Source organism: Insolitispirillum peregrinum (genome assembly GCF_900156605.1).
Taxonomy (GTDB): domain Bacteria; phylum Pseudomonadota; class Alphaproteobacteria; order Rhodospirillales; family Rhodospirillaceae; genus Insolitispirillum; species Insolitispirillum peregrinum.
In genome coordinates this window covers 642,239-666,869 of the sequence record NZ_FTOA01000001.1, presented here as the reverse complement: position 1 = coordinate 666,869, position 24,631 = coordinate 642,239, and the positions used below count along the sequence as shown (strand labels likewise).

18 protein-coding genes are annotated in these 24,631 nt (G+C 61.5%); 9 read left to right on the top strand and 9 right to left on the bottom strand.

Features of this window, described 5'->3' with window-relative positions:
* Positions 1 to 66 precede the first annotated feature (66 nt).
* Positions 67 to 1,092 carry a hypothetical protein gene (locus BW995_RS02780; RefSeq protein WP_076398636.1) on the top strand — a complete coding sequence of 342 codons (1,026 nt, stop codon included), beginning with the start codon at positions 67 to 69 and terminating at the stop codon, positions 1,090 to 1,092.
* A gap of 74 nt (positions 1,093 to 1,166) precedes the next feature.
* Here the strand turns inward: BW995_RS02780 and BW995_RS02775 are convergent, their stop codons facing one another.
* The 7 genes from BW995_RS02775 to BW995_RS02745 all read right to left on the bottom strand — a co-directional run bounded on the left by BW995_RS02775 (position 1,167) and on the right by BW995_RS02745 (position 8,954).
* Positions 1,167 to 1,412 carry a hypothetical protein gene (locus BW995_RS02775; RefSeq protein ID WP_139332723.1) on the bottom strand — a complete coding sequence of 82 codons (246 nt, stop codon included), beginning with the start codon at positions 1,410 to 1,412 and terminating at the stop codon, positions 1,167 to 1,169.
* Positions 1,413 to 1,426: 14 nt separating this feature from the next.
* Positions 1,427 to 2,548: a M14 family metallopeptidase gene (locus BW995_RS02770; RefSeq protein ID WP_076398633.1), complete on the bottom strand. Its 1,122-nt coding sequence runs from the start codon at positions 2,546 to 2,548 to the stop codon at positions 1,427 to 1,429.
* 232 nt (positions 2,549 to 2,780) lie between these two features.
* On the bottom strand, positions 2,781 to 4,004 hold the full coding sequence (locus tag BW995_RS02765) for a CmpA/NrtA family ABC transporter substrate-binding protein (RefSeq protein ID WP_076398632.1): 1,224 nt from the start codon (positions 4,002 to 4,004) through the stop codon (positions 2,781 to 2,783).
* A 16-nt stretch (positions 4,005 to 4,020) separates the two neighbouring features.
* The gene (locus tag BW995_RS02760; protein ID WP_076398630.1) at positions 4,021 to 4,605 is read right to left on the bottom strand and encodes an ANTAR domain-containing response regulator; all 585 of its coding nucleotides are present in this window, start codon (positions 4,603 to 4,605) and stop codon (positions 4,021 to 4,023) included.
* Between the two features lie 117 nt (positions 4,606 to 4,722).
* The gene (locus BW995_RS02755) at positions 4,723 to 6,405 is read right to left on the bottom strand and encodes an ABC transporter ATP-binding protein (RefSeq protein ID WP_076398628.1); all 1,683 of its coding nucleotides are present in this window, start codon (positions 6,403 to 6,405) and stop codon (positions 4,723 to 4,725) included.
* A gap of 27 nt (positions 6,406 to 6,432) precedes the next feature.
* Positions 6,433 to 7,524 (bottom strand): ABC transporter permease, encoded by a 1,092-nt coding sequence (locus tag BW995_RS02750; RefSeq protein WP_076398627.1) that lies wholly within the window; start codon positions 7,522 to 7,524, stop codon positions 6,433 to 6,435.
* A gap of 26 nt (positions 7,525 to 7,550) precedes the next feature.
* Complete coding sequence (locus BW995_RS02745) at positions 7,551 to 8,954, bottom strand: CmpA/NrtA family ABC transporter substrate-binding protein (protein ID WP_076398626.1); 1,404 nt, start codon at positions 8,952 to 8,954, stop codon at positions 7,551 to 7,553.
* Positions 8,955 to 9,669: 715 nt separating this feature from the next.
* On the opposite strand from BW995_RS02745, the gene nirB reads away from it, so the two are divergent.
* The 4 genes from nirB to cysG are packed head-to-tail and all read left to right on the top strand — an operon-like array spanning position 9,670 to position 16,600.
* Positions 9,670 to 12,138 carry a nitrite reductase large subunit NirB gene (gene nirB / locus BW995_RS02740; RefSeq protein WP_076398625.1) on the top strand — a complete coding sequence of 823 codons (2,469 nt, stop codon included), beginning with the start codon at positions 9,670 to 9,672 and terminating at the stop codon, positions 12,136 to 12,138.
* A 5-nt stretch (positions 12,139 to 12,143) separates the two neighbouring features.
* Entirely contained in the window at positions 12,144 to 12,491 is a 348-nt protein-coding gene (gene nirD / locus BW995_RS02735; RefSeq protein ID WP_076398623.1) for a nitrite reductase small subunit NirD, read from the top strand.
* Complete coding sequence (locus BW995_RS02730) at positions 12,484 to 15,153, top strand: nitrate reductase (RefSeq protein WP_076398622.1); 2,670 nt, start codon at positions 12,484 to 12,486, stop codon at positions 15,151 to 15,153. Before nirD ends, BW995_RS02730 begins: the two co-directional genes overlap by 8 nt.
* Positions 15,128 to 16,600: a siroheme synthase CysG gene (gene cysG / locus BW995_RS02725; RefSeq protein WP_076398620.1), complete on the top strand. Its 1,473-nt coding sequence runs from the start codon at positions 15,128 to 15,130 to the stop codon at positions 16,598 to 16,600. Before BW995_RS02730 ends, cysG begins: the two co-directional genes overlap by 26 nt.
* Positions 16,601 to 16,684: 84 nt before the next feature.
* Here the strand turns inward: cysG and glgC are convergent, their stop codons facing one another.
* Positions 16,685 to 17,953 (bottom strand): glucose-1-phosphate adenylyltransferase, encoded by a 1,269-nt coding sequence (glgC, locus tag BW995_RS02720; RefSeq protein WP_076398619.1) that lies wholly within the window; start codon positions 17,951 to 17,953, stop codon positions 16,685 to 16,687.
* A 300-nt stretch (positions 17,954 to 18,253) separates the two neighbouring features.
* Between glgC and glgA the strand changes: the two genes are divergently transcribed.
* The 3 genes from glgA to BW995_RS02705 all read left to right on the top strand — a co-directional run bounded on the left by glgA (position 18,254) and on the right by BW995_RS02705 (position 22,711).
* On the top strand, positions 18,254 to 19,714 hold the full coding sequence (gene glgA / locus BW995_RS02715; RefSeq protein WP_076398617.1) for a glycogen synthase GlgA: 1,461 nt from the start codon (positions 18,254 to 18,256) through the stop codon (positions 19,712 to 19,714).
* Between the two features lie 76 nt (positions 19,715 to 19,790).
* Positions 19,791 to 22,268, top strand: coding sequence for a glycogen/starch/alpha-glucan phosphorylase (locus BW995_RS02710; RefSeq protein ID WP_076398907.1), 2,478 nt, complete (start codon positions 19,791 to 19,793; stop codon positions 22,266 to 22,268).
* 248 nt (positions 22,269 to 22,516) lie between these two features.
* A complete protein-coding gene (locus tag BW995_RS02705; RefSeq protein WP_076398616.1) occupies positions 22,517 to 22,711 on the top strand; it encodes a hypothetical protein in 195 nt (64 codons plus the stop codon).
* Between the two features lie 335 nt (positions 22,712 to 23,046).
* On the opposite strand, the gene BW995_RS02700 is transcribed toward BW995_RS02705, so the two are convergent.
* The gene (locus BW995_RS02700; protein WP_076398614.1) at positions 23,047 to 23,469 is read right to left on the bottom strand and encodes a PaaI family thioesterase; all 423 of its coding nucleotides are present in this window, start codon (positions 23,467 to 23,469) and stop codon (positions 23,047 to 23,049) included.
* Between the two features lie 355 nt (positions 23,470 to 23,824).
* On the opposite strand from BW995_RS02700, the gene BW995_RS02695 reads away from it, so the two are divergent.
* Positions 23,825 to 24,613, top strand: a complete 789-nt coding sequence (locus tag BW995_RS02695; RefSeq protein WP_076398612.1) for an enoyl-CoA hydratase — start codon at positions 23,825 to 23,827, stop codon at positions 24,611 to 24,613.
* The last annotated feature ends 18 nt before the right edge of the window (positions 24,614 to 24,631 follow it).

Below are 24,631 nucleotides of genomic sequence, written 5' to 3'. Positions count from 1 at the left end.
GCAGCGACGCATTTTCTTATACAACAAAAATCTCAGGCACCGATCTCTTGAGTGACAGGATAAGAAATGGGTATAACACCACAGCAGACCACAAATCACACCGCCGCAACGCGGCTACAGATGCTGGCAAGGCAGCTAGGCGCAAGCCCATACAGCAATGACAGAGAAAAAATAGAATATATATACGAAATAGGATTCATCGCAGTTCAAAGCCAGAAAATTGGCATAAATCTATTGTCACCAAGATCAATGTTCATGTCCAACTGGATTGCAAATGATCTTCTCATCAAGAATTTTCTAAGGGATTACCACAAATCCGGAAAATCCGGCTACATGAACGTACTGGATTACGCGAAAAGCCTTGGGCAAGGGGTAACGTTCCTCCGTCGGCTATCAGTGCGTGCCTTGGTGCAATCGATTGCCGCCTGCTATGCAGGTCATTTTTCCATGTTTGTATCAAGGCAAAAAGTTATCGTTTCCGACCCCGGAGGACAGAACGAACGACGGACTCTTGATCCCGCCTCAATTGAAAGGGTCGTCGCAGGTTTCAATCCCGAAAATCTTTTGGGCAGCTTTACCAAAAGCACCCATCTCAAAGCCAAGGGAACGTTACCTGGTAAATGGTGGGATGATGCGCTGATGTTTTCTGACCCGACACGCCGCGTCATCAGTGTCCGGATTTCAGAAGGACAATATCAGATAGCCCACCAGAAGGTAATGGAGCTGAGAAGCAATATTATTACAGAAATAAACCAAAAACCCATGTATGCATGGTATGGTATGGATAACATAAAAATATTCAACTGCGTCACAAATTCTGTATGCATGATGGAAAGAATCATCAATTCAGAAATTTTTGCAAAATGCGATCATGGATCTCTATCAGAATTAAAAATAATTATTGATAATATGAAAAGCTACATGGAATCTGTTATTATCAATAACAAGGGGACACTCACGCATTTTTATTGGGCCATGCAGGAAGGTATTTTCCTACTCGACTGGAAAAAGAACGACCCGAAAGAATACAACTCACCGATTGCCCTCAACAGCGACAAGAAACTTGTATACCCGATAAAACCAAAGCTTTGACAATCCGTCAGAAAACCCTGTGTCTTTCGCATTCAAGGCAATGAGGAAGCTGCCCCCACGGCTTCCTCATTGCCCTATCGCCGCGCTCGCCGCAGCAACCAGCCCAGCGCCCGCCGCAGACGCCCGGCCGGACGCCGACGGATCAGAGCCGCTGCGGCTGCCTCGTCGTGCGCCATCCCCGGCAGGCGCAGGGACGGCGCAAACGGCACCTCCTGCCAGCCGGTCGAGGCCCGGTGCAACGCCGCCAGACCACTTTCAGCGCCAAACCCGGCCCGTTCATAGGCCTGAAAGACGCTTTGAGGCTGCCTGTCACTCATCATCCGATCCTTCCCTGTTACCACGACACCAGCGAGGCCAGACCGGCCAGCGCGTGGCGGACCACTTGCCGCCCCCGGAACAGCACCATTTCCTGCCAGTCGGCCTGCGCCGGATAGAACGCATGGCGCAGGCGGGTCTTGATCGCGCGCGCGTGCGGGGCCGACCAGTCGATCCCGCCTTGTGCATGCAGCCAGTGGTCAGCGCACAGGGCGGTCAGGATTTCGTCAAACGGATAGGTGCCAAACTCCAGCGTCAGCATACAGCCGCGATCTTCGACCAGTTGATGCCAGAAATAATCGGTCAGGCCGCGCTTGGGGCCAGAGGTCGAGGTGCCGCACAGCGGCTCGGTCACACTGTCGCCGAACCACTGGCGGGCATAGCTGACCGGCTTGCTGGCGGGGGGATGGTCACAAATAAGTTCCCCATAACCATAGGGACCAAGGCCGGTGTGCAAATCAATCACGCACAGCCCGGACCGATCGGCCAGCCCATAGTCGGCACTGACGGATTCCAGCGTCCGCCGCGACCAGGTGGGAGCCTTGCCACCATAAAACAGGCCGTCGGGATGAGAATACTGTCCCGAGGTGATGGCATTTTCCAGCCCCATCCGCCCGCGCTGAAGCTGATACTGTTGCAAGGCCTGCCAGTCGGGGCTGGTCTGGGCTTCGGCAATCAATGCCTCGGCCAGATCGCCATAGCCTTCATCGGCGGGCAAGGGTTCGGAAAAATCGATGAAGTTGCGGTTCAGGTCCACCCCGTCCTCGGTGACGCGGCGCAGCCAGGCAAAGCCGTGCGGATTGATCGCATGGATCAACAGCACCGCCACCCCGTCGGGCAGACGGTCGGCACCACCGCCCATCACCCAGTCGGTCAGAATGGCCGAGCCGCAAAAGCCTTCGACGCCATGGGTCCCGGCCATCAGCACCAGCACCCGCCGGGCTGCACGAGGGCCAATCCACACCACATCGCACGCCAGCGCCTCGCCATGCGGTCCGCGTTTGGGATGCGCCCGACTGTCAACCGTCAGCCCGGCCCCGTCAGCAGCAGCCAGAAACGCCCGTCGGGCTTCTGCGTAATCCTCGCAAAAGACGCTCCGTGCCGACGCCAAATTCAGAAAGTCGCAGCGTGCCAGTTCCATAACTTCTCCCGCCCTGGAGCCACCGACGCAACCCACCCCATCAGGTAGGGAAATGGTCCGCCCGTCCTGCAGCTTTTGCAAGCCCTGACATTTGACCTGAAATGGTCGGGAAAGGAACGCAGAAATTGCGCATAGGCCCCCCGCGCCTGCCGCAACTGCGCCCGGCGCATGGGTGGGCGCAGAAAACGCATGGCAGGGTCCGCCAGCCCTCACCCCACCGGATAGGGCAGGATCAGACGGGGGAACGGGCCGGGTCGAACAGACGACCATCCATGAAGGTATCCGGGCCGAGATCAATCATTCCGCCACCCTCGGCAGGACTCTGGAATGGTTGTAAATGACCGCCCTCCACCCGCATGTCCTCCACCGGCAGCGGAATGCCCAACGGAGCCACAGCCCGCCGATAGAGGTCCGGTCGATAGACCGACGACACGATCCGTGCCCGCTCGGCCAGATCACCGCTCCACAAACCCCATCGCTGCATCTGGGCCATCAGCCAGTGCCCGTGCGACAGCCAGGGAAACGTCGCCTGCCAGTGATAAAAGACGTGTGGGCCGGGAAGCACCGTCGCAGGTTCGCCAGCCCGTAAAATGACCTCGCCGCGCAAGGACGCCAGAATGGCCGCATCCGATTGCCCCAGATAGTCCTCGCGCGCCAGCAATGCCGCCAGAGTTTCCCGGTTGTCAGGATCATCGGCCCATTGCGCTGCCAGGACAAAGGCACGGATCAGCTTTTCGGCGACGTCGCCCTGTTGCTCGGCCCATGCCGTGCGCACCCCCAGCACCTTTTCCGGGGCCGCCGGAAACAGGTCGCTTTTGGTGGCAATGATGGCCCCGACCCCCTTGGCAACCGCCCGTTGCCCCCACGGTTCCCCGACGCAATAGCCGTCGATATGACCCAACGCCAGACTTTCCACCATCCGGGGCGGTGCAATGATGCCTAGATTCAGGTCAAGGTCAGGGTCAATCCCTGCCGATGCCAGCCAGTAGCGCAGCTCGAAATTATGGCTGGAGACCGGAAACACCGTCGCAAACGACAGCGGCGGATGCCCTGCCGCCCGGTCGGCGTCGATCACCTTGCGCAGCGCCTGCGCCGATTGCGCCCGTGGACCAGCCATGGCGACCGGATCGGCTTCGACCATCCGCTGGTACAACGCGCTGGACACCGTAATGCTGTTGCCGCCCCGCCCTAACGCCATCAGGGCCAGCATTCCGACCTGCGGCGCTCGCGCCGCCCCGACCGCACAGGCCAGCGGAATACCGGCCAGCAAATGCGCCGCATCCAGCACGCCAAAGGCCACCTTGTCACGGATGGCCGCCCACGAGGCTTCACGGACCAGCTCCAGCGCCAGCCCCTGCTGCTCGGCAAAGCCCTGCTCGTGCGCAATCACCGGCAGGGCGCAGTCAATCAGGGGAACAAAGCCACACCGGACGGGGGTCAAAGCGGCGGAGGTCATCGGGATCAACCTTTCCTCAGATATCCATCTGGAATGCGATAATCACACTGTGCGCAATATCGACCAGTCGCCGGTTTTGCTGCATCGCGGTTCGCCGCAGGGCGGCATAGGCTTGCTCTTCGTCCAGTCCCTTGGTCTTCATCAGCAGGCCTTTTGCCTTTTCAATGGTCTTGCGGTCAGCGAGCTTGGCCTGAGCTTCATCCCGCTCGCGCCGCAGGGCGTCAAAGGCCTCAAAGCGGCTGATTGCCATTTCGACAATCGGCTTGATCCGTTCCGACCGCAAGCCGTCAACCACATAGGCACTGACCCCGGCCTCAACCGAGGCCCTGATCATGTCACCGTCACTCTGGCCGACAAACATCGCAATCGGCCGCTGAATGGCGCGGGACACCTGAAACATCTGTTCCAGCGTATCACGGTCGGGGTTTTCCAGATCAATGATGATCACGTCAGGGGCCAACGCCTGAATGCGGCTGACCAGATTAAGGGTGGTGCCGATTTTGGCCACCCGGGTATAGCCGGACTCAACCAGCCCCCGCTCGACGATGGCGGCGCGGTCCGGGTCTTCATCAATCACCAGAATAGAGAGATTTTGATCCATTATTCCGATCAGCCATGGCTTGGGACAGGAGAGAAAGGGCCTGTCCTCCCTGTAATTTCAGTACTGTACCCAAGCCCGAACAGAAAGACCACCCGGCCATCGTCCACAGAGCACCCCTCAGGCAACCTTGTGGTGCTTTCCGCCCTTTTCGTACTCTTCGAGGAACGACAGCAGCTCTTCGCGATAGCTGTAATAGCTGTCGTGCTCCAACAGCCCCTTGCGCGTCCGGGGTCGGGGCAGCCTGACATCCATGATCTTGCCGATCCGGGCATGCGGGCCGTTGGTCATCATCACCACCCGGTCGGCCAGCAAGATGGCTTCGTCAACATCGTGGGTGACGCAAATGGCCGTCACCTGCGTTTTCGACCAGACATCCATCAGCACGTCCTGCAATTCCCAGCGGGTCAGCGAGTCCAGCATACCGAACGGTTCATCCAGCAACAGCAGCTTGGGCTTCAGGGCAAAGGCACGGGCAATGCCGACCCGCTGCCGCATGCCGTTCGACATGTCGGCGGCCTTTTTGTCCATCGCGTCTTCCAGACCAACCCGCGACAGGTAATAGCGGGAAATGTCTTCGCGCTCGCGGGCCGACCCGTGGGGGAACACCCGCTCCACCCCCAGCATGACGTTTTCCAGCGCCGACAGCCACGGGAACAGGCTGGGCGACTGGAACACCACCGCCCGATCCGGCCCGGCGTCGATCACTTCCTTGCCATCGAGAATGATCCCGCCCGAGGAAATATCCGACAGCCCGGCCACCATCGACAGCACAGTCGATTTGCCGCAGCCGGAATGACCAATCAGCGAAATGAACTCGCCGCGCTTCATCTTCAGGTCGAAACCATCGACCACCGTCAACGGTCCCTTGGGGGTGGCATAAATCTTTTTCACCCGCGTAAATTCGACAAAGCCGTCCAGCACCTGGCTGGGTTTGGTCGCCCTGGGCACCCCGGCAACCCCTTGTTCAGACGGCAGGATCGGCGACAGGTCGGGCAGTTGCAGGCCGCTGCTGTCTGTGCGGGCGGCCTGCGCCCCGGCTTGCAGCAGGTACGAGGTCACATCGCGCCGCAGCGCCTTGAAATCATCATCGCTGTTCATCGCGGTCCGGTCGCGCGGACGGTCGAGCTTGACCGGGAACGACGGCCCCAGCGTAGCCTTTGGCCCCGGATTGAGCGGGATAATGCGGTCGGCCAGCAAAATGGCCTCGTCCACATCGTTGGTGATCAGGATCACCGTCTTTTTTTCCGTCCGCCAGATATCCTCGATCTCGTCCTGCAATTTCGAGCGGGTCAGCGCATCCAGCGCCGACAGCGGTTCATCCAGCAACAGGATATCGGGGCTCATCGCCAGAGCCCGCGCCACCGATACGCGCTGGCGCATCCCGCCCGACAGCTCGGCAGGATAGCGTTCGGCGGCGTGCGACAGGCTGACCATCGCAATGTACTTGTCAACATGTGCGGCCCGCTGCGGCTTGCTCCACGACGGGAACACCGCATCGACCGCCAGCGCAATATTGCCGCGCACCGTCAGCCACGGCATCAGGGAATAGCTCTGGAACACCAGCCCGCGATCTGGTCCCGGCCCCTTGACCGGCTGGCCGTTGACGGTGATCGTCCCGGTATCCGGCATGATCAGCCCGGCAATCAACGACATCAGCGTCGTTTTGCCCGAGCCGGAAAAACCGACAATGGCCACGAACTCGCCCTGTTCGATTGACAGGGAAATCCCGCTCAGCACATCGCTGCGCGCCGACCCGCGGCCATAGGACTTGGAAACATTCTGAAGCTCGAGAAACGACATGGAACAGCCTCCGGTCAAATACACTTGTTAGCGGGTCGCCGAGCGGGTAAAGGTGCTTTGCAGGGCGTACATCACCCGGTCGAGCAGGAAGCCGATGATGCCAATGGTGAACACTGCCACCATGATCCGCGCCAGCGAGGCCGAAGAGCCGTTCTGGAACTCGTCCCAGACAAATTTCCCCAGCCCCGGGTTCTGCGCCAGCATTTCAGCGGCAATCAGCACCATCCAGCCCACCCCCAGCGACAGGCGCAGGCCGGTAAAGATGTAGGGTAGCGAGGACGGCAGAACCAGTTTGGTGATCTTGGTCGACCATTTCAGTTGCAGGACCCGGCCAACGTTCATCAGGTCCTTGTCGATCGAGGCCACCCCGACAGCGGTGTTGATCAGCGTCGGCCACAACGAACAGAGGGTGACGGTGACAGCCGAGGTCACAAAGGACTTCTCGAACATCGGATCAGCCGACACATACAGCGCACTGACCACCATGGTCACAATCGGCAGCCAGGCCAGCGGAGAGACCGGCTTGAAAATCTGGATCAGCGGGTTCAGCGCCGCATTGACCGTCGGCGACAGACCACAGAACACCCCCAGCGGAATGGCAACCACACTGGCCAGCACAAAGCCCATGAACACCGTTTTCAGGCTGGTGGCAATCTGGTCGAGATAGGTCGGCTTGCCGGTATACTGGTGCGTTTTGTACTCTTCGCCCTTGCTGACGGCGTCGGCCTTTTTCTCGGCCTGCCGCAGATCAAAGGCGGTTTCCTTCGCCCGCTGCGCCTGATGGTCGGCATAGAGAACCGTCACCTGTTCCCACATCGCCGACGGGCCGGGAATGGTTCCCAGGCTGGTGTTGACCAGCGGTGCGGTCATGCTCCACAGCATCAGGAACAGGCCAATGGCTGCCAGCGGAATGCCTAGCTGTTGCCACAGGCTTTTCACCTGCTCCTGCGGGTTGTCTCCGGCGGCAATTTTCAGGATCGGCTCGATCCACCCAAGGCCGACCATCGACAGCCCTTTCCCCACCCGGTTCAGCGTTGCCGCCCTGCGCGCCTTGCGCTGCTCGCGTGCGGCCTGTTCGGTGGACTGAGACGTATCAACGGTTTTCGATGCGCTGTTCATGATCCCTCTCCCTCGCATACCGGCTGTTATTTCGCCGCCTGAACGGTCTGCGACCCCTTCAGGCCGATGTTCAGGCTGTCGATGTAGGCATTCGGCTTGCGGCCATCATAGGTTTTGCCGTCGATGAAATCCGAGGTCGGGGCGCGGAAGCCATCGCTGTCCATCGGGAAATCTTCGGCCTTGGCCTTACCCTCGGCCACCAGCATCTTTGCGGCCTTCAGGAAGATTTCCGGGCGATAGACCTTTCTGGCCGCATCCAGATACCAGCTATCGGGTTTGGCGTCGGCAATCTGGCCCCAACGGCGCATCTGGGTCAGGTACCAGACCGCATCGGAATAGTAGGGGTAGTTGGCAAAGTGGCGGAAGAACACGTTGAAATCAGGCACCTCGCGCTTGTCGCCTTTTTCGTATTCAAAGGTGCCGGTCATCGAATTGGCGATCACCGCCGCATCGGCACCGACATACTGCGACTTGGCGAGGATCGAGACCGCTTCCTTGCGGTTGGCGTTGTTGTCGGCATCCAGCCACATCGCCGCCCGGATCAGGGCCTTGACCACCGCCAGATGGGTGTTCGGGTTCTGCTCGGCCCACTTGGCGGTCACGCCGAACACTTTTTCCGGATTGTTCTTCCAGATTTCATAGTCGGTCACCACCGGCACGCCGATGCCCTTGACCACCGCCTGCTGGTTCCACGGCTCGCCGACGCAATAGCCCGAGATCGTCCCGGCTTCCATCGTGGCCGGCATCTGCGGCGGCGGCGTCACCGACAGCAGGGCGTCGGCCTGAATCTGGCCCGACACATCGGTCGGCGAGTACAGGCCGGGGTTGATGCCACCAGCCGCCAGCCAATAGCGCAGCTCATAGTTGTGAGTCGAGACCGGGAACACCATCCCCATGGTGAAGGTCTTGCCTTCAGCCCGGAACTTTTCGATCACCGGCTTCAGGGCATCGGCCTTGATCGGGTGCAGAACCTTGCCGTCCGGCCCCTTGGGCAGATGCGGCTTCATCAGCTCCCACACCTCGTTCGACACGGTGATGCCGTTGCCGTTCAGGTCCATCGAAAAAGCGGTGATGATGTCGGCCTGCGTCCCGATGCCCACCGCCGCGCCTAGCGGCTGACCGGCCAGCATGTGCGCCCCGTCCAGTTCACCGGAAATCACCCGGTCGAGCAGCACTTTCCAGTTGGCCTGTGGCTCGAGGGTGACGGACAGCCCTTCGTCTTCGAAATAGCCCTTTTCATAGGCCACGGCCAGCGGAGCCATGTCAGTCAGCTTGATGAAGCCGAACTTCAGCTCATCCTTTTCCAGCTTCAGGGCCTCGGCTGCGGCAGCCAGCGGGCTCAGGCCGCAGGCCGCCGCCACCAGTGCCGCCGCCGCCAGCCGCAGAACCTGACGACGTGCCAGCGCAGAAGAACGGGAAATATCGCGCATGATCTGTTCGCTCCATGATGCCGTCCGGAACGGACGCAGAAGACAAAAAAGCCGCCAGCGAACAGGAAAGCGGAACGGCTTCCCTTATCACTGGCGGCTTTGCCAAACGGCCCATCTGCGGGCCAGAAATTACGGAGCACCTTCATCGGTGCAGTGCGGTTCTCAATGCATGCCTTATGCCAGAAGATGCACCACAGCCCCGGAAAAATTTTATCTCCTTGGGAATACAGGGTTTTCCATAGGGCCGATCACCGCCGGACGCATAAAGCCCATAAAATGGACATGCATGCAGTAAGACTATTTTTTAATCATTTCTAGCAGGCGTGCGATGCGGCAACGCACACGAAACCAAAAAAAATACTTTATTTATCAGAATGATAAACTGAGATGCCCATTTAATGGTCTCTCATGGCAACAAAGCCTGATAAATAGTCAAAAAACAGCATCGCCCCACCCTCCGCAGGCCCTCCTACGCTTCACTATCCAATATTATCAATACCATAATCGCTCTGGCATGAAATATGCTTAGATAACCGCAGAGCAGCGTTGCTCATCTTTTTCATACAGCAGGTCCCAATGACGGGGCCTCTCCCGGATGATGGCGTCCGACCCTGTTTTTCTGTCCCTGACAGAGAAACCGTGTCGGGCGCTTTTTTGTTTTTGGTCGCTGTCCACCGAGCCGCGATGCCGGAACAGCCCGCAGGAGACAAAACAGATGTCCCAGCCCTCTTCACAACGCCCGCATCTCGTTGTCGTCGGAAACGGCATGGCTGGCATGCGCACCGTCGAAGACCTGCTGAACCGTGCCCCCGGTCAGTATCAGATCACCGTCTTTGGCGCCGAGCCGCGCGTGAACTATAACCGCATCATGCTGTCGCCGCTGCTGGCGGGCGAAAAATGCTTTGATGAGATCGTCATCAATACTGCCGAATGGTACCGGGACAACGACATCACCCTGATCAGTGGCGACCCGGTGGTTGCCATCGACCGCGTCCAAAAGACCGTTACCAGCCGCGATGGCAAAACCGTTTCCTATGACCACCTGCTGCTGGCAACCGGCTCGCAGCCGATCGTTATTCCTGTTCCGGGCCACACCCTGCCGGGGGTGGTCGGTTTCCGCGATGTCGAAGACGTGGAGGCGATGCTGGCTGCGGCCAGCAAGGGCGGCCATGCGGTGGTGATCGGCGGCGGCCTGCTGGGTCTGGAAGCCGCTGCCGGCCTGCAAGGGCGTGGCATGCAGGTGACGATCATTCACCTCGCCGGGCACCTGATGGAACGGCAACTCGACCCGTCGGCGGGCTATCTGCTGTCCTCTGCCCTGCAACAGCGCGGCCTGACCGTTCTGACCGAAGCCAACACCGCCGAAATCGTCGGCGACAGCCACGTTACCGCCGTCCGCCTGCACGACGGGCGCGAACTGCCCGCCGATCTGGTGGTGATGGCCGTGGGCATCCGGCCGCAAACCACGCTGGCCAAAGACTGTGGCCTGACCGTCAACCGGGGCATTGTGGTCGATGACCTGATGAGCACCTCGGACCCGGCCATTTCGGCGGTCGGCGAATGCGTCGAGCACCGCGGTCAGTGCCACGGGCTGGTCGCCCCGCTGTATGAGATGGCGAAGGTTCTGGCCGACCGTCTGGCGGGACGGGATACCGCGGGCTACCAGCCCGCCGCCACCTCGACCAAGCTGAAAGTCACCGGGATCGACGTGTTTTCAGCCGGTGATTTTTCCGGTGGCGACGGCACCGAAGACATCGTGTTCCGCGATGCCGGGCGCGGCGTGTACAAGCGGATCGTCCTGCACGGCAATACCATCAAGGGCGCAGTCCTGTACGGCGATACCGCCGATGGCGGCTGGTATTTCCAGTTGCTGCGCGCGGGCGAAGACGTGACCGCCCACCGCGACACCCTGATCTTTGGCCCGGCCTTTGCCGGAGACACCAGCGGAAACCCTAAGCAGGCCGTTGCCGCCCTGTCCGATGATGCGGAAATCTGCGGCTGCAACGGCGTGTGCAAGGGCACCATTGTTTCGGCGATCACCGAAAAGGGCCTGACCACCCTTGATGAAGTCAAGGCCCACACCAAGGCCTCGGCCTCGTGCGGGTCGTGCGCGGGGCTGGTGGAAAGCATTCTGGTGGCAACGCTGGGCGATGGCTATCAGGCCGCCGACCGTAAACCCCTGTGCGGCTGTACCTCGCACGATCACGACCACGTTCGGCGGGAAATCGTCGCCCGTGGCCTGAAGTCACAGGCCGCCGTGATGCAGGCACTGGAATGGAGCACCCCCGACGGCTGTCACGTCTGCCGCCCGGCGCTGAACTATTACCTGCTGTGCGCCTGGCCGACCGAGTATCAGGATCACGGCCCCAGCCGCTTCATCAACGAGCGCGTCCACGCCAACATCCAGAAGGACGGCACCTATTCGGTGATCCCGCGCATGTGGGGTGGCCTGACGAATCCCGCCGAGTTGCGGGCCATTGCCGATGTGGCCGAAAAGTTCAGCATCCCGACCGTCAAGGTTACCGGCGGCCAGCGCATCGACCTGCTGGGAGTCCGCAAGGAAGACCTGCCCGCCGTCTGGGCTGACCTGAACGCCGCCGGGATGGTCTCTGGTCACGCCTATGGCAAGTCGCTGCGCACGGTCAAGACCTGCGTCGGGGCCGAATGGTGCCGCTTTGGCACCCAGCGGTCGATGGACATGGGCGTCGAGCTGGAAAAAATGACCTGGGGCTCGTGGATGCCGCACAAGTTCAAGATGGCCGTCTCCGGCTGCCCGCGCAACTGCGCCGAAGCCACCATCAAGGACTTTGGGGTGGTGGCGGTCGATAGCGGCTGGGAACTGCACGTCGGCGGCAACGGCGGCATTCACGTCCGCGCCACCGATCTGCTGTGCAAGGTGTCCACCACCGACGAGGTCAAGGAATACTGCGGGGCTTTTGTGCAGATGTACCGCGAGCAGGCCCGTTATCTGGAGCGCACCGCGCCATGGATCGAGCGCATCGGTCTGGAGCCGGTCCGGCAGGCAATTGTCGAGGACGCCGAAAACCGTGCCGCCCTGTACCAGCGCTTCCTGCACTCGCAAAGCGTCTCGCAGGATGATCCGTGGCAGGCCCGCGCCGAGGGCCGGGTTGATGCCCATGAATTCGCTCCCCTGTCCCCCTCGCATCCCCTTGCTGCGGAGTAAATCCGATGACCATTGCAATGACCTGGATCAACGTTGGCACCATCGACGCCATTCCGCAGCAAGGCTCCCGCACGCTGACACTGGGCGACACCCCGATTGCCCTGTTCCGCACCATCCATGACGAGGTGTTCGCGCTGGTTGACCGCTGTCCGCACAAGCACGGGCCGCTGTCGCAGGGGATCGTCCATGGTCGGCGGGTGACCTGCCCGCTGCATTCATGGGTGATTGATCTGGCCTCGGGCGAGGCTCAGGGTCCGGACGAGGGCTGTGCCGGGCATATCCCGCTGCGGCTGGACGGCGGGCAGGTTTTCATCGGCTACACGCCCTCTGCCGGAGGCTGTACGCATGACTGAGACCTGCACCACCTGCCCCTATTGCGGCGTCGGGTGCGGTGTGGTCGTGACCGAGGGCCGCACCGGCTGGAGCGTCGGCGGCGACGCCTCGCATCCGGCCAACCTTGGCCGCCTGTGTTCCAAGGGCAGCGCCCTGACCGAAACCCTGCGTCCCGAAGGCCGCCTGTTGTACCCGACCGTTGACGGCCAGCGCCGACCGTGGTCGGAAGCTGTTGAGGCCGTTGCCAGCCGGTTGCAGGAGACGCTGGACCAGTATGGCCCTTCTGCCGTTGCCTTTTACGTCTCGGGCCAGTTGCTGACCGAAGACTATTATGTCGCCAACAAGCTGCTGAAGGGCTTTGTCGGCAGTCCGCATATCGACACCAATTCCCGCCTGTGTATGGCCTCGACGGTGGTCGGCCACAAGCGCGCTTTTGGGGCCGATGTTGTCCCCGGCTCCTACGAAGACATTGAACTGGCCGAGCTGGTGCTGCTGGTCGGCTCCAACCTCGCGTGGTGCCATCCGGTGCTGCATCAACGCCTGCTGCACGCCCAACGCCAGCGCGGCACCCGGCTGATTGTCATTGATCCGCGCCGGAGTGCGTCGTGCGATACCGCCGACCTGCATTTGCCGCTCGCCCCCGGCAGTGACGTGATGCTGTTCAATGGCCTGCTCGCCTATCTGGAACAGCAGAACGCCATCTCCCCCGACTATCTGACCGCCCACGTTGACGGCGCTGAACAGGCCTTTGCCACCGCCCGGACCGAAGCGGGTGACATTGCCACCGTTGCCCGCCACTGCCAGCTTTCCGTCGAGGCCGTTCTGGCGTTCTATCAAGCCTTTGCCACCACCGCACGGACGGTGACGGTCTTTTCGCAGGGGGTCAACCAGTCCAGTCAGGGCAGCGACAAGGTCAACGCCATCCTGAACTGCCATCTGGCTACCGGGCGGGTGGGCAAGCCCGGCAGCACGCCGTTTTCCGTCACCGGCCAGCCCAATGCCATGGGGGGGCGCGAAGTCGGCGGCCTCGCCAATCAACTGGCCGCCCACATGAACCCCAACGACCCGGCAGACGTCGAGCGTCTGGGCCGGTTTTGGCAGGCTCCGGCGCTGAGGGTCGGGGAAGGTCTGAAAGCCATCGACATGTTTCGCGCCATCCACGATGGCCGCATCAAATTCCTGTGGGTGATGGCCACCAACCCCGCCGTCAGCCTGCCAGAGTCCGATATGGTGCGCGACGCCCTCGCCCGTTGCCCGACGGTGGTGGTTTCCGATGTGATCGACAGCACCGATACCCTGCGCCATGCCCATATCACCCTGCCCGCCGCGGCATGGGGGGAAAAGGACGGCACCGTCACCAATTCCGAGCGCCGCATCTCGCGCCAGCGCCCGTTTCTGCCCCTGCCCGGCGAAGCCCGCCCCGACTGGTGGATCATCAGCGCGGTCGGCACGGCGCTGGGCCATGGCGCCGCCTTTGACTACCACGGCCCGGCAGACATTTTCCGCGAGCACGCGCGGCTGTCCGGCTTTGAGAATGATGGCCGCCGGGCCTTTGATATCAGCGGACTGGCCACCATCAGCACCACCGCCTATCACCAGATGCCCCCCATCCAGTGGCCAGTGACTGCCGCCGATCCCGCCGGGACGGCGCGCCTGTATGGCGATGGCCTGTTCACTCATCCCAATGGCAAGGCCCGCATGCTGGCCGTCGCCGCCGCTCTGCCGAAAGAACAGGCCTCGGCTGATTTCCCGCTGATTCTGAACACTGGCCGCTATCGTGACCAGTGGCACACCATGACCCGCACCGGCCTGTCGCCCCGCCTGTCGGCCCACCGCCCCGAGCCATTGCTGGAGATTCACCCCGCCGATGCCGCACGGCATGGCCTGGAAGACGGCCAACTGGCACAGGTCCACAGCCGCCACGGGGAACTGCTGGTCCGCATCCAGCACAGCGACAGCCAGCGGCAGGGTGACGTTTTTCTGCCCATCCACTGGAGCGACAGCAACAGCGCCAAGGCGGTGGTCAGCCGCCTGATCAGCGCCCATGCCGATCCGTTTTCCGGTCAGCCGGAAAGCAAGCACATGCCGGTCAGCGTCGCCCCCTTTGCCACCCGCTGGAGCGGCCTGCTATTTTTGCCCGCCGATGCGGAGCCTCCCCCGGCACTAGCCACCATCCCCTATTGGTGTCGCCATAGCGGCACCGGAGCCTCGGTGATCGAACTGGCCGGAGATCAGCCAGAACAGTGGAATGACCTGCATCACGCCCTGCAATCCGCCCCCGGGCATGATTATCTGCAGTATCAGGATCAGGCCCGTTCCAGCGTTCGCCTTGCCTGGCTGCGTGATGGTCGCCTGCAAGGCAGCCTGTTCATCGCCAAAGACCGCCCGACCGTCGCCCGGGGCTGGATGAGCACCCTGTTTGCCAGTACGGACCCGCTCGCCCCCGAAGACCGGGTGGCCCTGCTGGCCGGACAGGCTCCCCGCAGCGGGGAGGATCAGGGGCCGCTGGTGTGTGCCTGTCTGTCGGTGGGGCTGAAGGCCATTCAGGCCGCCGTCACCGAGGGCCGCGCCGCCACCGCCGAAGAGATTGGAAAACTGTTGGGAGCAGGGACCGGCTGCGGCTCCTGTGTCTCCGAAATCAAGGAGATCATCCGCCATGCGAAACCCGCCGTTGCCGCCTGATGCCCCTGCCTTTCCGCTGTTTCTGACCATCGCAGGACGCAAGGCGGTGGTGCTGGGGGGCGGCGAAATGGCCGCCGCCAAAATCCGCCTGCTGCTGCGCTCCGCCGCCGCCGTGCTGGTGATTGCCGATCATCTCGGCCCGGATGTGGCGCAACTGGTGCGCGATGGTCTGGTCGCAGGCTGGCAACAGCCTCCGGCCTCGGTTGCCGGGCTGGCCGCGCTGCTGGACGGTGCCCTGCTGGTCATTGATGCCGACGACCAGCAGGAGCTGACCGTTCAGGCACAGCAGATATGCCGGGAAAACGGCATCCTGTTCAACGCGGTGGACCGGCCCCACCATTCCGATTTCACCGTTCCGGCCATCTTTGACCGTGGCCCGCTGGTGGTGGCGATGTCCACCGGCGGTACCGCTCCGGCCTTGGCGCGCACCGTTCGCCAGCGGCTGGAAAAGGCCATTCCGCAAGGCTTTGAACGCCTCGCCATGGCCGCCGCCGCCTGCCAGCAGCAGGTGCGCGAGAGTTTTTCTTCGGTGCAGGCCCGCGTCAGGGTGTGGGATCAGGTGTTTAACGGCCCGCTGGCCCAGCGCATCATCGAGCAGGACGAACAGCAAGGCATCGCCACCCTGCGCGCTGCCCTGCACGAACTGGCGCAACAACAAGACAGCGCGCCGCAAGGGTCGGTGACGCTGGTCGGTGCCGGTCCCGGTGATCCCGGCCTGCTGACCCTGCACGCCGTGCGCGCCATCGAGACCGCCGACGTTATTCTTTACGACGCCCTCGTCTCGTCCGAAATCCTCGCACTGGCCCGTCGCGAAGCCCGCCTGATCCCGGTCGGCAAGCGCGCAGGCCAGCCGTCGGTCAGCCAGAGCTTTACCAACCGTACCCTCGCCTCACTCGCCCAGCGCGGCCAGACCGTTGTGCGCCTGAAGGGCGGTGACCCGTTCATCTTTGGCCGGGGTGGCGAAGAAGCCGCATACTTGCGGCAACAGGACATCCCGGTTCATGTCATTCCGGGCATCAGCGCCGCCATCGGTGTCGCCGCATCGCTGGGCATTCCGCTGACCCATCGCGGCGAAGCCCGCTCGTTGCGCCTGATGACCGCCAGTTGCCGCAGTGAGATCGAAACCCTTGCCCTCGACTGGTCGGCCTTCAGTGATCCTGGCTGTACGCTGGCCATCTACATGGGCCATCGGCAGGCCGCCATCATCCGGCGCGGACTGCTCAATGGTGGCCTGCCCGCAGACACGCCGGTGGCCCTGATTGAAAACGGCACCCACCCGGACATGCGGACAGAGTTCTGTACGCTGACCGATCTGGGCCGTACCCCGATGGCGACCGCGCCCTCGGGCGGGCCGGTGCTGATTTTGGTTGGGCGGGCGGTGGCCCATGCCCCCGGTTACGGGGCCACTCCGCTCACCGGGACGATGATCAGCCAGATTGCTCGATAACGCAGACGGGCAGCACCGATGGATGCTGCCCTTTCTGTTGCGCGCCCGCCGAAAAACGGCTTGTGCCTGTTATGGACTTGCCTGTTACAAAGCCTCAAGCATCTGTCGGGTTACCAGCGTCACGCCCTTGTCGGTCACATGGAACCGTCTGGCATCCTCAACCGGGTCTTCGCCAACCACCAGACCTTCGGGCACCTTGCACCCGGCCCCGATGATTGCCTTGTGAATGCGGCAATGACGGCCAATATCAGCCTCGGGCAGCACCACCGTATCTTCGACCAGTGCATAGGAATTGACCCGGACGCAGCTGAACAGCAGCGAGCGGCGCACCACTGCCCCGGACACGATACAGCCCGCCGACACCACCGAGTCAACCGCCATCCCGCGCCGGTCATCGCTGTCAAAGACAAACTTGGCGGCGGGCTTTTGCAGCTGATAGGTCCAGATCGGCCAGTTTTCGTCGTACAGGTCCAGTTCCGGGGTGATGGTGGTCAGGTCGAGGTTGGCTTCCCAATAGGCATCGACCGTTCCGACATCGCGCCAGTAAGGCTCGACCGCCCCCGGCGTCAGCACGCAGGAATCCCCAAAGCGGTGAGCCACCACCCGGTTGCTTTTGATCAGCGCCGGAATGATGTCCTTGCCGAAGTCATGCGACGAGTTGGGATCGATGGCGTCTTTTTCCAGCAGTTCCATCAGGAAGCGGGCATTGAAGACGTAAATCCCCATGCTGGCAAAGGCCACCTCCGGCTTGCCCGGCACATGCGGCGGATCAGATGGCTTTTCCAGAAAATCGACGATGGTGTCGGTTTCATCAACGCCGACCACGCCAAACTCTTTCGCCTGATCCAGCGGAACCTCGACGCAGGAAACGGTCAGGTCGGCTTTTTTGTCGATGTGATAGGCCAGCAGCTTGGAATAGTCCTGCCGGTAAACGTGATCGCCAGCCAGCACCAGAATGTAGTCCGGGTCATGGCGGCGGACCAGATCAAGGTTCTGGAACACCGCATCGGCGGTGCCGCGATACCAGCTTTCTTCGCTGGTCTGCTGCTGGGCGGGCCACAGCTCGACAAATTCGTTGATTTCAGCGCGGAAAAAGCCCCAGCCCCGCTGGACATGCTGAATCAGGGTATGGGCCTTGTACTGCGTCGGCACCGCAATGCGCCGGATGCCGGAATTCACGCAGTTCGACAGCGGAAAATCGACGATGCGGAACTTGCCCCCGAAAGGAACGGCAGGCTTTGCCTCGTCATCGGTCAGGTTGCGCAGCCGCGAGCCGCGCCCTCCCGCCAGCACCAGAGCCAGCGTACCGCGCAAGGCCCGGTTGAGGTCAGCCAGAGCACCCGTCGAATCCATCCTAGTTCCTCCCCTATGGCCGGCCCTATGGCCGGTGGCAGTGCAACAGAACGCCCGTTCGTCTTTCGCGCCGCGAACGTCTATGGTCTCAAATCTGACACGCCTGTCAGGGGCTTTCAATGACAACTGCGTGAAAGAAAATGGTTAAATGTGAAAAACATGGGAGACATGCTCCAAAAGGATATTGCACCCCTCCGGGAAATCGCGTGAATTGTCAGCAACGGACTTTTCTCAGCCCAAATCAGGGCGTTCCCTGCCGACGCTTCCCGTGGCCGCGCCGGTGACTGGTCAGGAAATACCATGCGCGTTCTGCTTGTCTCCTCTGAAGTCTACCCGCTGATCAAGACCGGTGGCCTTGCCGATGTGGCCGGCGCCCTGCCCCAGGCATTGGTGCACTGCGGCGTGGATGCCCGTATCCTGCTGCCGGCTTACCGCTCGGTGGTTGCCAAGGCCGTGGACCACGGTCCGTCGCTGTGGCTGGGCAATGTGCTGGGCTTTGGAGACACATACCTGATCCCCGCCCGCATGCCCGACAGCGGTGTACCGGTGTGGTTCGTGGACAATCCGGCCCTGTATGACCGTGATGGCGGCCCCTATCAGCGCCCCGACGGCTGGGACCATGACGACAATTTCCGCCGCTTTGCCCTGTTGTCAAAGGTCGCGGCGATGATCGGCAGCGGTGAGGTCATCCACGGCTGGGCGGCCGATGTGATCCACGCCAATGACTGGCAGACCGGGCTGGTTCCGGCCTATGTCCGCCTGACCACCAGCGGCCACCGCCCGCGCACGGTCTTTACCATCCATAACCTGCATTTTCAGGGCATTTTCGCACGCGACATCCTGCCGGAAATCGGCCTGCCGCCGGAAAGCTTTTCGATCTTCGGGCTGGAATTCAACGGCAAGGTCAGCTTCCTGAAAGCCGGGCTGTACTATGCCGACCGCCTGACCACCGTCTCCCCCACCTACGCATGGGAAATCACCACCCCCGAAGGTGGCCGGGGGCTGGATGGCCTGCTGGCCGGACGCGCCCGCGCCGGGCACCTGCGCGGCATCCTGAACGGTGTCGATTACCAGCTGTGGGACCCGTCCTGCGATCACCTGATCCCCGCCAGCTATGACAGCACCAGCTTTGTGCAGGGCAAGGCACAGAACAAAGCGGTCCTGCAACAGCGCCTCGGCCTTGATCCGCGCCCTGATGCGCCGTTGCTGGGGCTGGTCAGCCGCTTTTCCGATCAAAAGGGTGTCGATCTGGTTGCCAGTGCCATTCCGGCGATGGTGGCCGCCGGGGCGCAGGTGGTGCTGGTCGGCAGCGGCGACGCCGCCCTCGAGCGCACGGTTACCAGCCTGCCGCACCGCTTCCCCGGTTCGGTCGGGGTGGACATTGGCTACAACGAACCGCTGGCCCATCTGGTGCAGGCCTCCAGTGACCTGTTCCTGGTCCCCTCGCGCTTTGAGCCGTGCGGCCTGACCCAACTGTACGCCCTGCGCTATGGTGCCCTGCCGCTGGTGCGCCGCACTGGCGGGCTGGCCGACACCGTGCATGACATTCCCACCGCCGACGCGCATCATGGCACCGGCTTTGTGTTCGAGTCTCCGACCCTCGAAGGCCTGCAAGGGGCGTTCTTCCGCGCCCTGAGCGTCTATAATCACCCCGACGCCTGGCAAGCCGCCCAGCGCCGGGCGATGGAGCAGGATTTTGGCTGGCAGCGCGCCGCCGAGGCGTACATGAGCCTGTTTGACGACGCCCTCGCCGCCCCCTAACACCGGTCGTTCAGATCACCCAGCAGTCATATCATCAGCAACAAGGGATAAGCCCATGACGGACCAGACCGTTCCGATGGATCAGGATATTCAGCCCGCCACGTCTGGTGATGAGGGGGACCTGATTGCCCTCGACACCATTGACGACATCAAGCGCCAGCTCAAAAGCTATCTGGTCCATAACGTCGGGGTTTCTCCCAGCTATGCCTCGCAGCGCGACTGGCTCTATGCCGCCGCCGGGGTGGTGCGCGGCCTGTTGTCCGAGCAGTACATGAACACCGCCCTGCGCGAGCGGGAACAGGATGTCCGCCGGGTCTATTACCTGTCGCTGGAATATCTGACCGGCCGTTCGCTGATCAAGAACCTGCTCGACACCGGCCTCTATGAAAAGGTGCGGCAGGCTCTGGCCGAACTGGGGCAGGATATCGAAGCGGTCAGCGAGTTCGAATATGATGCCGCCCTCGGCAACGGCGGTCTGGGCCGTCTGGCGGCGTGCTTCCTCGACAGCCTCGCCACCCATTCCTACCCCGGCTTTGGCTATGGCATCCGCTATGAATTCGGTATGTTCACCCAGCGGATCGAAAACGGCGAGCAGGTCGAACACCCGGAAACCTGGCTGCGCTATGGCAATCCGTGGGAATTTGAACGCCCGAACATCATCTATCCGGTCCGCTTCCGGGGCCGTATCGCGTCCTACAAGGATGACCGCGGGCAGGATGTCCGCCAGTGGGTCGATACCGAAGACGTGATTGCCATGGCCTATGACGTGCCGGTTTCCGGGCATGACTCCGGCGTGGTCACCAAGCTGCGCCTGTGGTCGGCCCGCGCCACCCGTGATTTTGACCTGAAGTATTTCAATCAGGGCAACTACATCGACGCGGTGAAGGACAAGACCATTTCCGAAAACCTGTCCAAGGTTCTGTACCCTGCCGACACCACCCTGATGGGGCAGGAACTGCGCCTGATGCAGGAGTATTTCTTTGTCTCGGCGTCGTTGCAGGACATTCTGGCCCGCCACAACCGCAGCGGCCACAGCCTGGACAAGCTGCCGGAAAAGGTCTGCATCCAGCTCAACGACACCCACCCGTCGCTGGCGATCCCCGAGCTGATGCGCCTGTTGATCGACCAGTACGGCTATTCTTATGAAAAGGCGTGGGACATCACCAGCCACACCTTCAACTACACCAACCACACCCTGCTGCCCGAGGCGCTGGAGACCTGGCCGATTGCCATGCTCGAAGCCCTGCTGCCGCGCCACCTTGACCTGATCTACAAGATCAACTTTGCCTTCCTGCAACAGGTGAAGATCCATTTCCCCGGCCAGCCCGACATCCTGTCACGCCTGAGCCTGGTCGATGACTCCCACCGTCGCATCCGCATGGCGCACCTGTGCGTTGTCGGCTCGTCGCATGTCAACGGCGTCGCCGCCCTGCACACCGACCTGATGCGCATCAATGTCTTTGCCGACTTCAACCGCCTGACCCCGGAAAAATTCATCAACGTTACCAATGGCGTGACCCAGCGCCGCTGGTTGTTGCAGTCCAATCCGGGCCTGTCGTCGCTGATCACCGAAGCCATCGGCGACCGCTGGCGGACCGACCTGTTGGCGATCAAGGAGCTGGAAAAGTTTGCCGATGATACCGGCTTCCGCGACCGCTTTGCCGCCGTCAAACGCGCCAACAAGGTTCGCCTGGCCGCTCTGGTCGAAACCCGCTGCGGCGTCCGCTTCTCCCCCGACAGCCTGTTTGACAGCCAGGTCAAGCGCATCCACGAGTACAAGCGGCAACTGCTGAACCTGCTGCATGTCATCACCCTGTACAACCGCCTGTGTGACGGTGACGACGACATTCATCCGCGCAACGTGATCATCGCCGGCAAGTCGGCCCCCGGCTATTTCCTCGCCAAACAGATCATTCACCTGATCAACGACGTGGCACAGGTGATCAACAACGACCCGCGCACCCGTGGGCGTCTGGGGCTGGCCTTTGTGCCGAACTATAATGTCTCGACGGCGGAAATCGTCATTCCCGGCACCGACCTGTCGGAACAGATTTCGACCGCAGGCACCGAAGCCTCGGGGACCGGCAACATGAAGTTTGCCCTGAACGGCGCCCTGACCATCGGGACGCTGGATGGTGCCAACATCGAAATCCGCGATGCGGTCGGCGAAGAGAACATCTTCATTTGCGGCATGACCGCCGAAGGCGTCGCCGAAATGCGCGCCCATGGCTATCGCCCGTGGGATTTCTATCACAACAACCCGGCCCTGAAGCGGGCGGTGGACATGATCGCCAGCGGCTTCTTTACCCCCGACGATCCGCACCGCTATCAGGCGATTTATGACACCTTGCTGTCACACGGCGATCATTATTTCCTGATGGCCGACTTTGACTCCTATGCTGCCGTGCAGGATCAGGTTGACAAGGCCTACCGAGATCAGGGGACATGGGTGCGCAAGGCGATCCTGAACGTCGCCAACATGGGCACATTCTCGTCGGACCGCTCGATTCATGACTATGCAAAGAAGATTTGGAATATCAGCAGTCTGACCTGATTTATTCCAGTATCAGATAAAGGAAAAGGGAGCCTTGAGGGCTCCCTTTTTCCATTACAGGGCGTTCATGAAAATATTGATAAAAATACGACTAAAATAGTTTCTGTTGCGATCCGGTCGCGCCAACACCTAGACTGAAAGCATCCAGATTGAGATCTCCTGAACCGGAATCTCATCGTCGAGCCTGTTCGACAGAAGGCGGACTTGCGGCCATTCCGGAATGCCGGGATTTCAACAGGAGCCTTGCCATGCGCTATGTGATCATCGACTCCCCCGATCCCAGAGAAATCAACAAGTTCTTTGATGCCGACATTGCCCCGCGCATTGGGCACACGTTCCACATGCGGGGGGATCGCGTCTATCGGGTGATTGATGTCGAACTGATCATGCACGAGTTCACCGAGGGCCGTGGCGTTCGCGCTTTGGTCAAGCGCATGAATTGACCGCCTGGATCAGCGTGCGTTAAACATGATGCCACAGTACACGACAGTACCGTGGAGCGCTGCTCCACACCTCGCTGGGGCCTTGAGGCCCCAGACCCCACTCCTTTGATCATAAAAGAAAAAATGGGGGCTTGGGGGCATGGCCACCAAACGGGCTTGGGCGGTAGCCCACACTGATCCCACCAACTGTCGTGTACTGTGACATGACGCAGGCACGCTGCTCTAACCTTTTGTATTGCCGCATTGTTTTTTTCGGAAACCGGTTCCCGCTTTTCGCACACTGCTCTGTAATCCGCTCCCGGACCGGACAGTTTCCAGCCCGGGAGGCTCTTTTTTCAGCCTTGCGGGGGGACCGAGTAGGTTCCGGTCACATGGGCCACCAACTGGTCCGGCTCAGCCTCGGAATACAAATCGACCTCGACCACCACCAGCCGCTTGCCGCCTTTCAGCAGTCGCCCGACCGCCAGCATGTCGGCCTGCGCCGGTTTGCGCAGGAAGTTGATGTTGAGGTTGGTGGTTACCGCCAGCTCAATGCGCCCGACCAGACTCAGCACCACCCCGTACATCGCCAGATCGGCCAGCGCCATCATCGCAGGCCCGGCAATGGTCCCGCCGGGGCGGATCAGGTCGGGCTTGAAGGCCATCCGCACCCGGCATTCGCCTGCCTTGACGTCTTCCATCTGAATGCCGAGCACATCGACCAGCGGCAGCTCGGCGTCGAGGATTTCCTGAATTTCAGCCAGAGTGATTTTTGACATTGGCGTCTCCGACATTGGGTGTTTCGTCCCTGGAGCAGCGTGCGTTAAACCGGACGCGGGCACGCTGCTCTAATATTTTGTTCTGTCGCATTGTTTCTGCGAAAACCGGTCCCCACTTTTCGCACAATGCTCTAGAGCAGCGTGCGTTAAACCGGACGCGGGCACGCTACTCTAGTATTTTGTTCTGTCGCATTGTTTCTGCGAAAACCGGTCCCCACTTTTCGCACAATGCTCTCGTTTTGCGCGGTTTGAAATACCGCGACGGCTGGTTATAGTGGGCTTGAGCTTACCGGTGTACCGGCAGGCATAAAAGACTGTCGTAACGGCAGCTCCCCAAAAATCCAGAGGAAACCCCATGAGCCAGACAGCCCCCGATGATATTCTGCTGCGTGATGATCGTGACGGTATCTGCACCCTGACCCTGAACCGCCCGCAGGCACGCAATGCCCTGTCCCGTCCGTTAATGGCGGCCCTCCAGCAGCAACTGGACGCCTTGCGCGATGATGCCTCGGTGACGGTGGTGGTGCTGGCCGCCAATGGTCCGGCCTTTTGCGCCGGACATGACCTGAAGGAAGTCCAGAGTCTGCACAATGAGCAGCATCTGGCGCTGTTTCAGCAATGCTCCCGCATGATGATGTCGATTGTCACCCTGCCCAAGCCGGTGATTGCCCGCGTGCACGCCATGGCAACCGCCGCAGGCTGCCAGTTGGTCGCCAGTTGCGATCTGGCCTATGCGGCGGACAGCGCCCAGTTTGCCACGCCGGGGGTCAACATTGGCCTGTTCTGCTCGACGCCGATGGTGGCGTTGTCGCGCAACGTGCCGCGCAAGATTGCCATGGAGATGTTGCTGTCCGGCAAGCCGATACCGGCCAGCCGTGCTGCTGCCTTTGGCCTGATCAACGAGGCCGTGGCCGCCGAAGAGCTTGACGGTGCCGTTTACGGCATGGCCCGGGCCATCGCCAGCAAAAGCCCGCTGACGCTGGCGATCGGCAAGGAAGCCTTTTATCGGCAGGTCGAAATGCCGCTGGCCGATGCCTATGACTACGCCAGCGAGGTCATGGCGCGCAACATGGCCGCCGCTGACGCTGCCGAAGGGATCGACGCCTTTCTGGGGAAACGGCCGCCGCAGTGGTGTGGCCGTTAACCCTTGCCCTGTTGCCAG

Bases quoted from the DNA above. Each gene is read 5' to 3' on its own strand.
- BW995_RS02780 (WP_076398636.1), top strand. From the start codon at position 67: ATGGGTATAACACCACAGCAGACCACAAATCACACCGCCGCAACGCGG.
- BW995_RS02775 (WP_139332723.1), bottom strand. From the start codon at position 1,412: ATGATGAGTGACAGGCAGCCTCAAAGCGTCTTTCAGGCCTATGAACGG.
- BW995_RS02770 (WP_076398633.1), bottom strand. From the start codon at position 2,548: ATGGAACTGGCACGCTGCGACTTTCTGAATTTGGCGTCGGCACGGAGC.
- BW995_RS02765 (WP_076398632.1), bottom strand. From the start codon at position 4,004: ATGACCTCCGCCGCTTTGACCCCCGTCCGGTGTGGCTTTGTTCCCCTG.
- BW995_RS02760 (WP_076398630.1), bottom strand. From the start codon at position 4,605: ATGGATCAAAATCTCTCTATTCTGGTGATTGATGAAGACCCGGACCGC.
- BW995_RS02755 (WP_076398628.1), bottom strand. From the start codon at position 6,405: ATGTCGTTTCTCGAGCTTCAGAATGTTTCCAAGTCCTATGGCCGCGGG.
- BW995_RS02750 (WP_076398627.1), bottom strand. From the start codon at position 7,524: ATGAACAGCGCATCGAAAACCGTTGATACGTCTCAGTCCACCGAACAG.
- BW995_RS02745 (WP_076398626.1), bottom strand. From the start codon at position 8,954: ATGCGCGATATTTCCCGTTCTTCTGCGCTGGCACGTCGTCAGGTTCTG.
- nirB (WP_076398625.1), top strand. From the start codon at position 9,670: ATGTCCCAGCCCTCTTCACAACGCCCGCATCTCGTTGTCGTCGGAAAC.
- nirD (WP_076398623.1), top strand. From the start codon at position 12,144: ATGACCATTGCAATGACCTGGATCAACGTTGGCACCATCGACGCCATT.
- BW995_RS02730 (WP_076398622.1), top strand. From the start codon at position 12,484: ATGACTGAGACCTGCACCACCTGCCCCTATTGCGGCGTCGGGTGCGGT.
- cysG (WP_076398620.1), top strand. From the start codon at position 15,128: ATGCGAAACCCGCCGTTGCCGCCTGATGCCCCTGCCTTTCCGCTGTTT.
- glgC (WP_076398619.1), bottom strand. From the start codon at position 17,953: ATGGATTCGACGGGTGCTCTGGCTGACCTCAACCGGGCCTTGCGCGGT.
- glgA (WP_076398617.1), top strand. From the start codon at position 18,254: ATGCGCGTTCTGCTTGTCTCCTCTGAAGTCTACCCGCTGATCAAGACC.
- BW995_RS02710 (WP_076398907.1), top strand. From the start codon at position 19,791: ATGGATCAGGATATTCAGCCCGCCACGTCTGGTGATGAGGGGGACCTG.
- BW995_RS02705 (WP_076398616.1), top strand. From the start codon at position 22,517: ATGCGCTATGTGATCATCGACTCCCCCGATCCCAGAGAAATCAACAAG.
- BW995_RS02700 (WP_076398614.1), bottom strand. From the start codon at position 23,469: ATGTCAAAAATCACTCTGGCTGAAATTCAGGAAATCCTCGACGCCGAG.
- BW995_RS02695 (WP_076398612.1), top strand. From the start codon at position 23,825: ATGAGCCAGACAGCCCCCGATGATATTCTGCTGCGTGATGATCGTGAC.